Annotated in this window: 10 protein-coding genes; 8 read left to right on the top strand and 2 right to left on the bottom strand. The window is 63.9% G+C overall.

The window, feature by feature from the left end; translation table 11 throughout:
• Positions 1–39: 39 nt before the first annotated feature.
• The 5 genes from CP958_RS01755 to rodA all read left to right on the top strand — a co-directional run bounded on the left by CP958_RS01755 (position 40) and on the right by rodA (position 5,679).
• On the top strand, positions 40–1,080 hold the full coding sequence (locus CP958_RS01755) for a rod shape-determining protein (protein WP_008618978.1): 1,041 nt from the start codon (positions 40–42) through the stop codon (positions 1,078–1,080).
• Between the two features lie 139 nt (positions 1,081–1,219).
• Positions 1,220–2,107, top strand: coding sequence for a rod shape-determining protein MreC (mreC, locus tag CP958_RS01750; protein WP_096700296.1), 888 nt, complete (start codon positions 1,220–1,222; stop codon positions 2,105–2,107).
• Positions 2,104–2,619 (top strand): rod shape-determining protein MreD, encoded by a 516-nt coding sequence (mreD, locus tag CP958_RS01745; RefSeq protein WP_096700295.1) that lies wholly within the window; start codon positions 2,104–2,106, stop codon positions 2,617–2,619. The genes mreC and mreD overlap by 4 nt, the downstream gene beginning before the upstream one ends.
• Before the next feature lie 13 nt (positions 2,620–2,632).
• Entirely contained in the window at positions 2,633–4,516 is a 1,884-nt protein-coding gene (mrdA, locus tag CP958_RS01740) for a penicillin-binding protein 2 (RefSeq protein WP_096700294.1), read from the top strand.
• Positions 4,516–5,679 carry a rod shape-determining protein RodA gene (rodA, locus tag CP958_RS01735; RefSeq protein ID WP_096700293.1) on the top strand — a complete coding sequence of 388 codons (1,164 nt, stop codon included), beginning with the start codon at positions 4,516–4,518 and terminating at the stop codon, positions 5,677–5,679. The genes mrdA and rodA overlap by 1 nt, the downstream gene beginning before the upstream one ends.
• 161 nt (positions 5,680–5,840) lie before the next feature.
• Here rodA and CP958_RS01730 read toward each other — a convergent pair whose 3' ends face one another.
• Positions 5,841–7,463, bottom strand: coding sequence for an ABC-F family ATP-binding cassette domain-containing protein (locus CP958_RS01730; protein WP_096700292.1), 1,623 nt, complete (start codon positions 7,461–7,463; stop codon positions 5,841–5,843).
• A 329-nt stretch (positions 7,464–7,792) separates the two neighbouring features.
• Here CP958_RS01730 and CP958_RS01725 point away from each other — a divergent pair, with 329 nt between their 5' ends.
• The 3 genes from CP958_RS01725 (at position 7,793) to CP958_RS01715 (ending at position 10,517) form a co-directional block, all read left to right on the top strand.
• Positions 7,793–8,977, top strand: coding sequence for a tyrosine-type recombinase/integrase (locus CP958_RS01725; RefSeq protein ID WP_347337831.1), 1,185 nt, complete (start codon positions 7,793–7,795; stop codon positions 8,975–8,977).
• A gap of 230 nt (positions 8,978–9,207) precedes the next feature.
• Complete coding sequence (locus CP958_RS01720) at positions 9,208–9,714, top strand: helix-turn-helix domain-containing protein (RefSeq protein WP_096700290.1); 507 nt, start codon at positions 9,208–9,210, stop codon at positions 9,712–9,714.
• 95 nt (positions 9,715–9,809) lie between these two features.
• A complete protein-coding gene (locus CP958_RS01715; protein ID WP_096700289.1) occupies positions 9,810–10,517 on the top strand; it encodes a hypothetical protein in 708 nt (235 codons plus the stop codon).
• Between the two features lie 15 nt (positions 10,518–10,532).
• Here the strand turns inward: CP958_RS01715 and CP958_RS01710 are convergent, their stop codons facing one another.
• A complete protein-coding gene (locus CP958_RS01710; RefSeq protein WP_242442687.1) occupies positions 10,533–11,453 on the bottom strand; it encodes a DUF3732 domain-containing protein in 921 nt (306 codons plus the stop codon).
• Positions 11,454–11,629 lie beyond the last annotated feature (176 nt).

Below are 11,629 nucleotides of genomic sequence, written 5' to 3'. Positions count from 1 at the left end.
GGGTCATTCAAAGACGCATCGTAAGGTGAGTGAGGGATTATGTTTTCGAAGCTGACGGGTTGGATGTCCGCCGACATGGCGATCGATCTCGGAACCGCCAATACGCTGGTCTACGTCAAGGGTCGCGGTATCGTCCTCAATGAACCGTCGGTGGTCGCCATCGCCGAGGAAAAGGGCAAGAAGAAGGTCCTGGCCGTCGGCGACGAGGCCAAGATGATGCTGGGCCGCACGCCCGGCTACATCCAGGCCATCCGCCCGCTCAGGGACGGCGTCATCGCCGACTTCGAAGTGGCGGAAGAGATGATCAAGCACTTCATCCGCAAGGTGCATAACCGCCGCTCGTTCGCCAGCCCGCTGGTCATCGTCTGCGTGCCGTCGGGCTCCACCGCCGTCGAGCGCCGCGCCATCCAGGAATCGGCGGAAAGCGCCGGCGCCCGTCGCGTCTTCCTGATCGAGGAACCCATGGCGGCGGCCATCGGCGCCGGCCTGCCGGTCACCGAGCCCACCGGCTCCATGGTGGTCGACATCGGCGGCGGCACCACCGAGGTGGCGGTGCTCTCGCTGGGCGGCATCGTCTATTCCCGCAGCGTGCGCGTCGGCGGCGACAAGATGGACGAGGCGATCATCGCCTATATCCGCCGCAACCATAACCTCCTGGTGGGCGAAGGCTCGGCCGAGCGCATCAAGAAGGAAATCGGCTCCGCCTGCCCGCCCGAGGACGGCGAGGGCCGCACCATGGAGATCAAGGGCCGCGACCTGATGAACGGCGTGCCCAAGGAACTGATCATCTCCGAGCGCCAGATCGCCGAATCCCTGGCCGAGCCGGTCGGCGCCATCATCGAGGCGGTCAAGGTCGCGCTCGAGCACACCGCCCCCGAACTGGCCGCCGACATCGTCGACAAGGGCATCGTGCTCACCGGCGGCGGCGCCCTGCTGTCCAACCTGGATTACGTGCTGCGCCACGCCACCGGCCTGCCGGTCTCCATCGCCGACGACCCGCTTTCCTGCGTCGCCCTGGGTACCGGCCGCGCCCTGGAGGAAATGCCCAAGCTGAAGAACGTGCTGACCAGCATGTACTAGGAGGCCGAGGCATTGAATCCTCTCGGATTCCTCGGCCTGGACCTCCGGAATTAGTGGTTTTACGGGCACTAGATATAGTAGTATCGATCCGATGCCTTCCTCAGTGTGCCGGGGGAGAGTGGCGGAACGGAGGGGTTAGGTGAAGCAGTCGGGTGCGGCAGGTCGGCTCGCGACGTTAAGGCTGCTGGTCCAGCGCTTCGCCTTCTTGTCCCTGATCGTCGCCTCGGTCGCCCTGATGATCCTCGGCAAGGCCGATATCGTACTGATCGAGCGCACCCGCGCCCTGGTCGCCGATGCCATCGCCCCCCTTCTGGACGCCATGGCGCGGCCCGCCGCCACCATCGCCCAGGTCACCGAGAACTTCCACGAACTGGCCAATCTCCGGACCGAGAATGCCCGCCTCAAGGAAGAGAACGCCAAGCTGATGCACTGGCAGACGGTGGCGCGGCGCCTGGAGGCCGAGAACACCGTCCTGCACGACCAGCTGAACTTCATCCCCGACCCCGACCCCGCCTTCGTCACCGCGCGGGTGATCGGCGACATGGGCTCGGCCTTCGGCCAGAGCATGCTGCTGGGCGCCGGGGCCAAGGAAGGCGTGCGCAAGGGCCAGGCGGTGCTGACCGGCGAGGCGCTGGCCGGCCACGTGGCCGAGGTGGGAGCGCGCTCGTCCCGCCTGCTGCTGATCACCGACATCAACGCCCGCACGCCCGTGATGCTGGAGGCCACCCGCACCCGGGCCATCCTGACCGGCGACAACAGCCAGCGACCGCGCCTCAATTACATCACCGGCAGCCCGGCCATCTCGGTGGGCGACCGGGTGGTCACCGCCGCCTCGGGCGGCGCGTTCCCGCCGGGCATTCCGGTGGGCGTGGTGTCGTCGGTCACCGACGGCATCATCCGGGTCGAGCCCTTCGTCCAGCGCCACCGTCTGGAATTCGTCTCCATCGTCGATTTCGGCCTGGGCGGCATCCTGCCGTTCGAACGGCCGCCGCCGCCGGAACGCCGCCGCCGGGGGAAAGAGGAGTGAAACCCTCCGTCTGGGTGAAGATGGACACCTGGGTCCGCCATCTGGTCCCGTTCGGCATCACCGTTTTCCTGCTGCTGCTGACCGCCATTCCCACCCACATCCCCGGCTTTTCCGGGATCGCTCCCATGCTGCCGCTGATGGGGGTCTATTACTGGGCCATCTACCGGCCGGATCTGCTGCCCGCCTGGCTGGCCTTCGTCATCGGCCTGCTCTACGACATCGTCGCCGGCACGCCGCTGGGGGTAAACGCCCTGGTGCTGCTGCTGGTCCAGGGCACCGCCGCCTCGCAGCGCAAATTCTTCCTGGGCAAGTCCTTCGCCGTCACCTGGTGGGCGTTCAGCCTGCTCACCGCCGGGGCCATCGGCATGGCCTGGCTGCTGCTGTCGTTCATCAAGGGCCGCCCCCTGGACATCGCCCCGGTGGCGTTCGAGTACCTGATGACCCTTGCCCTGTTCCCGCTGCTGACCTGGACTCTGGCCCGGACGCAGCTGGCCTTCCTGCGCGACGTGTAGGGAGGGCGGCGGCATGTATCACGACAACGACCGCTCCAAGCTGTTCTCCCGCCGGGCCATGATGCTGGCCGGCGGCAAGGCGACCCTGATGGGGGCGCTGGCGGCGCGCATGTACTATTTGCAGGTCATGGAAGCCGACAAATATGCCGTCCAGGCCGAGGACAACCGCATCAGCACCCGCCTGCTGGCTCCGCCGCGTGGCCTGATTCTCGACCGCAACGGCATCGCCATGGCGGTCAACCAGCACAATTACCGCGTCATGGTGGTGCCCGAGCAGACGCCGTCCCTGGACTACACCCTGGACGCGCTGACCAAGATCATCACCATCGGCGACGGCGACCGCGCCCGCATCCACAAGGAGGTGCGCCGGCGGCGCAGCTTCGTGCCCTTGAGTGTGCGCGAGAACCTGACCTGGGAGGAGGTGGCGCGCGTCGAGGTCAATGCCGCCGACCTGCCCGGCGTGGTCATCGACGTGGGCCAGAGCCGCTATTATCCGCTGGAAAGCCTGGGCGCCCACATCCTGGGCTATGTCTCGGCGGTATCCGAGAACGAGCTGACCGGCGACCCGCTGGAGGAACTGCCGGGCTTTCGTATCGGCAAGGGCGGCGTGGAGCGCATCTACGACATGGCGCTGCGCGGCCGCCACGGCACCTCGACGCTCGAGGTCAACTCGGTAGGCCGCGTCATCCGGGAACTGGAGCGCAAGGAGGGCGAGCCCGGCATCGACCTCAACCTGACGCTCGACATGAAGCTGCAGGAATACGCCGCCCAGCGCCTGGGCGATGAAAGCGCCGCCGTGGTGGTGATGGACATCCACACCGGCGACGTGATCGTCATGGCCTCGACCCCGTCCTTCGATCCCAATTCCTTCAATCGCGGCCTGTCCAACGAGGAATGGAAGGATCTGTCCACCAATCCCCGCTCGCCGCTGACCAACAAGGCTATCGGCGGCACCTTCGCGCCGGGCTCGACCTTCAAGATGCTGACCGCCCTGGCAGCGCTGGAGGCCCGCGACATCACGCCGGAAATGCGGGTGTTCTGCTCGGGCCATACCCAGCTGGGCTCCATCAAGTTCCATTGCTGGAAGAAGGAAGGCCACGGAGCACAGGATCTGGTCACCGGCATCAAGAATTCCTGCGACGTCTACTTCTACGAAGTGGCGCGCCGCGTCGGCTACGAGAAGATCGCCGAAATGGCCAAGAAATTCGGCCTGGGCGCCCCCACCGGCATCGATCTGCCGGGCGAGAAGTCGGGCATCATCCCCAACAAGGCATGGAAGAAAGCGGTGCTGAAGCAACCCTGGCATCCGGGCGAGACCCTGATCAACGCCATCGGCCAGGGATACGTCACCGCCACCGCCATGCAACTGGCCACCATGACTGCGCGCATCGCCAATGGCGGCTATGCGGTGGTGCCCCACGTTGCCCGCGACCAGATCAGCGAGAAGACGGCCAGGAGCCGCTCCAATCCCTCGTGGCCCAGCATGGACGTGTCGCGCCAGTCGCTGACCTTGGTGCGCAAGGGCATGTTCGCGGTCTCCAACGAACCGGGCGGCACCGCCTACAAGGCCCGCATCACCCAGGACGGTATGTGGCTGTCGGGCAAGACCGGCTCGGCTCAGGTGCGGCGTATCACCATGCGCGAGCGTGAGACGGGCGTGAAGAAGAACGACCAGCTGCCCTGGAAGGAGCGTGACCACGCCTTGTTCGTGGCCTATGCCCCCGAGGAGAATCCGCGTTATTCCATCGCCGTCATCGTCGAGCACGGCGGCGGCGGCTCGGCGGTGGCCGCCCCCATCGCCCGCGACATCATGATCGAGGTACAGAAGCGTGACATGGCCCGGGTCGCCGCCGATACCGGCGGCGAATCCATGGCTCCGGACCTGAGGAGATTCTGATGCTCAGGCCGCTGCCGCGCACGCCGTCACGCCTCAACCGCACCGAGATGTCCATCCGCGACAAGATCTGGCAGATCAACTGGTCGCTGATCGCCGTGCTGGCCGCCATCGCCTCGGTGGGCTTCGCCACCCTGTACTCGGCGGCGCAAGGCTCCATGGAGCCCTGGGCCACCAAGCAGATGATCCGTTTCGCCATCGGCATCAGCCTGATGATCTCGGTGGCCATGATCGATCTGCGCTTCTGGATGCGCCACGCCTACACCTTCTACGCCATCGCCTTCATATTGCTGGTGCTGGTGGAGTTGAAAGGCACCATCGGCATGGGAGCCCAGCGCTGGATCGACCTGGGCTTCATCCAGTTGCAGCCCTCGGAGATCATGAAGATCGCCCTGATTTTGTCGCTGGCCCGCTATTTCCACGGCGCCGGCCAGCAGGAGATCGGCCGCCCGCTGTTCCTGATTCCGCCGCTGATCATGGTGTTCGCTCCGGCCATCCTGGTGCTGAAGCAGCCCGATCTGGGTACCGCCATGATGCTGGTGATGTCGTCGGGAGCCCTGTTCTTCATGGCCGGCGTGCGTATTTGGAAGTTCGTGGTGGTCATCGCCGGCGGCATGGCCGCCGTCCCGGTAGCCTGGCAGTTCCTACGCGAGTACCAGAAGAAGCGCGTGCTGATCTTCCTCAATCCCGAGGACGATCCCCTGGGTGCCGGCTACCACATCACCCAGTCCAAGATCGCGCTGGGCTCGGGCGGGGTGTTCGGCAAGGGCTATATGATGGGGACGCAAAGCCGTCTCAACTTCCTGCCGGAAAAGCAGACCGACTTCATCTTCACCATGTTCGCCGAGGAATGGGGCATGATGGGCGGCCTGGTGCTGCTCGGTCTCTACGCCCTGCTGCTGGCCTATGGCTACGCCATCGCCATCCGCTGCCGCTCGCAGTTCGGCCGGCTGGTGGCCCACGGCATCGCCACCACCTTCTTCCTCTACTTCTTCATCAACACCGCCATGGTGATGGGATTGGTGCCGGTGGTCGGCGTGCCGCTGCCGCTGATCTCCTATGGCGGCACCGCCATGCTGTCGCTGCTGCTGGGCTGGGGGCTGGTGATGAGCGCCTATATCCACCGCGACATCCCCATCTCGCGGCGCGGCATGGGCGACGACTGATACCATATCCCAGTGATCGCAACCGATCACCGGGCTCGCCCTCAATCGGCGGGCGGGCGCAGGCGCCCTTGCCTCCCGCGCCATAAGGCGCGCGGCCCGTTGGGCCTAACCAAATCCCGATGAGACCGGCTCATCGGGATTTGGTATGAGCCTGGGAAGGCTCAGCTATGCAGCCCCGGAGCTTCGTGCCCGGAGCGTGCCACGTATTCCGTATAGCCGCCGCTGTATTGGTGGATGCCCTCGGGCGTCAGTTCCAGCACCCGGTTGGAAAGCGCCGCCAGGAAATGCCGGTCGTGCGACACGAACAGCATGGTGCCCTCATAGGCGGCCAAGGCCTTGATCAGCATTTCCTTGGTGTCGAGATCGAGATGGTTGGTGGGCTCGTCGAGCACCAGGAAATTCGGCGGGTTGAACAGCATGATCGCCATCACCAGCCGGGCCTTCTCTCCGCCGGATAGGACACGGCATTTCTTTTCCACATCGTCGCCGGAAAAGCCGAAACAGCCGGCCAGCGCCCGCAGCGATCCCTGGTTGGCCTGGGGGAAAGAGTCCTCCAGGGACTCGAACACCGTCCTGTCGCCATCAAGCAGTTCCATGGCGTGCTGGGAGAAATAGCCCATCTTGACGCTGGCGCCGACGGCGACGGTGCCGGTGTCCGGCTCGGCGGCGCGTGCCACCAGCTTCAACAGCGTCGACTTGCCCGCGCCGTTGACCCCCATGACGCACCAACGCTCCTTGCGGCGGATGATGAGGTCGAGGCCCTGATAGATGGTCCGGCTGCCATAGCCCTTGTGCACGTTCTTCAGAACCGCCACGTCCTCGCCCGAGCGTGGGGCCGGCGGAAAATCGAACGACACGATCTGGCGGCGCTTCGGCGGCTCGAAGCGCTCGATCTTGTCCAGCTTCTTCACCCGGCTCTGGACCTGGGCGGCGTGCGAGGCGCGGGCCTTGAAGCGCTCGATGAACTTGATCTCCTTGGCCAGCATGGCCTGCTGCCGCTCGAACTGGGCCTGCTGCTGCTTCTCGTTCAGCGCCCGCTGCCGCTCGTAGAATGCGTAATCGCCGGAATAGGTGGTCAGCGATCCGCCGTCGATCTCGATAATCTTGGTGACGATCCGGTTCAGGAACTCGCGGTCATGCGAGGTCATCAGGAGGGCGCCGTCGTAGCCCCTCAGGAACTCCTCCAGCCAGATCAGGCTTTCGATGTCCAGGTGGTTGCTGGGCTCGTCAAGAAGCATGGCGTCGGGGCGCATGAGCAGGATGCGGCCGAGCGCCACGCGCATCTTCCAGCCGCCCGACAGCGCTCCCACGTCCGCGTCCATCATCTCCTGGCTGAAGCTCAGGCCCGCCAGCACTTCGCGCGCGCGGCCCTCCAACTCGTAGCCGCCCAGTTCCTCGAAGCGCGCCTGCACCTCGCCATAACGCTCGACGATGGCGTCCATGTCGTCGGCGCGGTCGGGGTCGCACATGGCAGCTTCGAGGCTGGCCAGTTCCGCCGCCACGGAGCTGACCGGCCCGGCTCCGTCCATCACTTCCGCCACCGCGCTGCGGCCGGACATTTCACCGACATCCTGATTGAAATAACCGATCGAGACCTGCTTCTCGATCGCCACCTGGCCCATGTCCGGCACCTCTTCGCCCGTGATCATGCGGAACAGCGTCGTCTTGCCGGCACCGTTGGGACCGACGAGCCCGACTTTTTCGCCCCTGTTGAGCGCCGCAGAGGTCTCGAAGAAGAGAATCCGATGACTGTTCTGCTTGCTGATATTTTCGAAGCGAATCATGTGCGCGATCTCTCAAACAAGACAGGGCCCCGGAGCTTTCGCCTCGGGGTCCTGAATCTTTGGTTGCGGGGGCAGGATTTGAACCTGCGACCTTCAGGTTATGAGTCGTCCTCATTACTTTGCGCATGACTACGCTACGGCTCATTTATCTTTGTATTTTCTGGTAGTTAGTTGACTACGCGCAGCACCATCGGCACGCTCGACTTCGACCTGATTCGCAGCCACTTGCTCCCTCTTGCTGCCACTGTGCTACCTGGGAGAGGGCAAAATGCTTATCAGGTAGCAGATCTAATCGCAGGGTGAAGCCGATGAGCAAATTGACGAAACGGGTGGTCGAAAGCGCCGCAGCCGCCGACGCAGAATATACGATCTGGGACAGCGAAATCCCAGGATATGGGCTACGGGTGCTGCCCAGCGGCAAGAAAAGTTACCTCATTCTGTACCGTGTTGGAACCCGGTCTCGCAAGATGACCATTGGGCCCCACGGCATTCTCACCGCCGAGCAGGCCCGCACCATGGCCATCACCGCACTGGCTGCGGCACGCAACGGCGGCGATCCGGCGGGGGATCGGAAGGCTCGCCGCGACGCAATCACCGTCAAGGAATTGTCGGATCGATTCGACAAGGAGCATATATCCATCAGGATTAAGGCCAGCACGGCCAAGGAATATCGCCGCAACCTCACGCGATTTATACTTCCGGCGCTGGGGCGCCTGCGGGTCGAGGAAGTGACGCGAGCCGACATCGCCAAATTCCACCACGGCCTCCGCCACATCCCCTATCAGGCCAACCGGTGCCTGGAGGTTGTCTCCAAGATGTTCAATCTGGCTGAGATGTGGGGCCTGCGCGCCGACGGTAGCAACCCGCGGCGGCACATCCGCAAATACCCCGAAGAGAAACGCGAGCGGTTCCTGAGCGTCGCCGAGATCAAGCGAGTCGGCGAGGTGCTGGTCGAGATGGAAACCGAGAACGTCGAACTGCCCTCGGCCATCGCGGCAATACGGTTGCTGATGCTTACCGGCTGCCGACTGGGGGAAATCATGACGCTGAAATGGGCCTATGTCGATGCCGACGCCCCTGCCCTGCGCCTCCCCGATTCCAAGACCGGCGCCAAGATCGTCCATCTCGGCAAAGCCGCCCTCGATATATTGATGGCCATCCCGAAGCTCGACGGCAATCCCTGGGTCATCACCGGCAACAAGGATGGCGGCCGTCTCACCGACCTCCAACCCTTCTGGCAGCGGCTGCGGACTCGCGCTGGCATCAAGGATGTCCGCATCCATGACCTCCGCCATTCCTTCGCCTCGACGGCGGTTGCCGCCGGCCAGAGCCTGCCGATGATCGGCAAATTACTGGGCCACACCCAGGTGCAGACCACGGCCCGCTACGCCCATCTCGCCGCCGATCCGGTGCGGGCGGCGGCGGATCAGATATCGGGTGGAATCGCCCTGGCGCTCGGCATGACCATATCGTCGGCACCAGAATCGGATACGGGACAACCGACGGCAGCGTAATTGCTGGCGCACCCCTCCAGACATTGGCGACCGGAGTCCCCTTAATTCCTCGTTGGTCTTGGCTTACAGGGGATGCTGAGATAACGTCATCCTATTTAAGACTGGACGGAAACGACTGGAGGATCACGACGCATGCGCCTCGAGGGGGGAGGCGTGAATGTCTTCTGGGCACATCTTGAAGCCTGCGCAATTCCTGCGGCATACTAATCGTACTTGAAACGAGGTATGTCATGAGCGATGCACAGGAAACGGCCAAGGTGATTCCCCTCCGCCCGGCCAAGGCCGCCAAGGCCTCTGAGGGGAAATGGGGTGCAGCGGTGATGAATCTGGGATTTTCCATCATCCCGTCGCTGCTTCTGCGTGCCCAGCAAAGACTCGGGCTGAATCCGACCCAGTTGGCCGTGCTCCTGCAGCTCTGCGATTACTGGTGGGAGGAAAAGCGCAAGCCGTTTCCCAGCAAGGAGGCCCTTTCTCAACGGCTGGGGCTCAGCACGCGCCAAGTTCAGCGTCAGATCGCAGCTTTGGAGAATGTCGGGCTGGTCAAGCGAATCGAGCGAATCGGCAGGCATGGTGGCAAGCTCAGCAACACCTACGACCTTTCGGGTCTGGTCATACGCCTGCAGGCGTTAGAGCCTGAATTCCGTCAAGTCGAGGAAGAGAATCGCCAGCGCCGCGAGGAGGTCGCCAAGCCCGCCTACCGCCGACGGGCGGTCAAGCGAAACGACACAGCTTCATGAACCGTCCCGTAGCCCCAAAAAGCTCAGCCCCGGTCGCATGCCAGAGGCAGAGGCGGGTCCGGGGCTTACCTCACGACATATAGGTCTCCTCCCCCATGTCCGTCAAGCCTTTCTCCCTCGACGATACCGTGATCCGGGCACTGGCGACGTCTCTGTCGCCGGAGCGCATGGCCACCTATGTCGCCGCTGCCAGTGACAACCATGAGAAGGCGCTGCGCCTCTATACCTGGAACACGGCCGCCAGTGCGGCATTCTACGGTCCCTTGCAGGGATTGGAGGTTGCCCTGCGCAATGCCATGCATCGGGAGTTGACCGCCACCTACGGTGTCGATTGGTATGACGATCCCCGCTGCGGCCTGGATGCCGGTACGCTCAGCCGAATCGCCGGCGCCAAGGACGAACTGAGGCGGGAAAATTATGTCGTCGATCCACCCCATGTGGTCGCAGCGTTGTCGTTCGGCTTCTGGGTGGCGTTGCTTGGGCGTGGCGGCCACCCGCCGGGCGGTGGCGGCCCCAAGCGGAATTACGAGATGACCCTGTGGCGCCCCAGCCTGTTTAGGGCCTTCCCCAACGCCAAGCTCGGCCGGAGCCAGGTTCATAGCCCCCTGAACTATCTGCGCACCCTTCGAAACCGCATCGCTCATCACGAGCCGATTTTTTCTCGGCATCTGGAGGCGGATTACCAGAGCATTCTGACGGTCACCGGCTGGATCTGCCCAAGCACCCGCGATTGGATCGCTCACCACAGCCGGGTCGACGACATTCTTGCCCGTCCGCAGGACGGTGATGATCTGCGGTTCTGATGGCGAATAGCGGGGCTATTCGTCATCCAGCTCCTGCGATAGCCAGGAGATCGGGACCAGCTTGATCCCGTCACGCCAACGCTGACGCATCGCCCCTCGGAACCAATCCTGCAACAACTCGACGTGATCCACGACGATGATCTGCATTGGCGTTTCCGTCGTCGCGCAATAATCCAGGAGCAGCCGGTAGAGACGGGTAACTGCAATCTGGTCTTCGTCATGGACATCGACCTCTCCTACGTCCCGATCTGGCGGGTAATAGGCCTGCGACGGCTGATCCAGCATCAGGAAGGCAGGGACAGGCCGATTACGGGCGCGGAACAGCTTGTGCAGGGCCAGATGGGCGGCCACATGGTATCCGACCCAGTTGGCGCCGCTGCCGATATTGGGCAACATCAGCGGCCCCTTGATGGTATCGGCCACCACGGTGAGGCGACGCCGGTCAAGCCGCAGCGGATTGTTGCCGTGTTCCAACGCCAGGGTTCCGGCAATGTCCGTCAGATCACGCCCGACAAAGCCAAGGGCCGTGGTCAGGCGCTCCTCCAGCAAATCCAGGTCGAGCTTCTTTTCGAGAGCCGCGACCTCGGCCCGCAGGCGGGCAACTTCCAGTTTCAGTCCGTCGTTCGAGGTGACGGTACGAACGTTTTCGAGGTAGTAGCCGATGCGCCCGGCGACGCGGGCCTGTTCGGTGAACTGGTCCTGTTCGATGCGGAGACGTTCGTTGTCGGCGATACGCGCCGTGATATCGCTTTGAACTGCCCGGTGAAGCCCTTCGACATCCGTGCGCTTTGCCTCCAGTTCGGCGATGCGGGCTTGAAGGCGGGGGTTGTCGCGGTGTCGGGCGTATTGTCTATACCAGCTTCGCCAATCCGTCCGACGGCAGCCTGTTTCCCTTCGCCGCCTCCCACTCGGCGACCGAACGCCACCTGAAGTCATCCGGTATCGCCTACACCATCTTGCGCAACAGCCCCTATCTGGAAAATCTTGACGGCCCTCTGGCGGCAGCCCGGCAAAGCGGCGCCCTGGCCCAACCGGGAGCCCGGGGCAAGGTTGCCTATATCGGCCGGCGCGACGTGGCTGCGGCCATCATCGCCGTGCTGACCCAGGACGGG

This window comes from Magnetospirillum sp. 15-1, assembly GCF_900184795.1.
In the GTDB taxonomy this organism is placed as follows: domain Bacteria; phylum Pseudomonadota; class Alphaproteobacteria; order Rhodospirillales; family Magnetospirillaceae; genus Phaeospirillum.
Note: the sequence above shows the minus strand (reverse complement) of the source record. Positions and strands in the feature narration are given on the sequence as shown.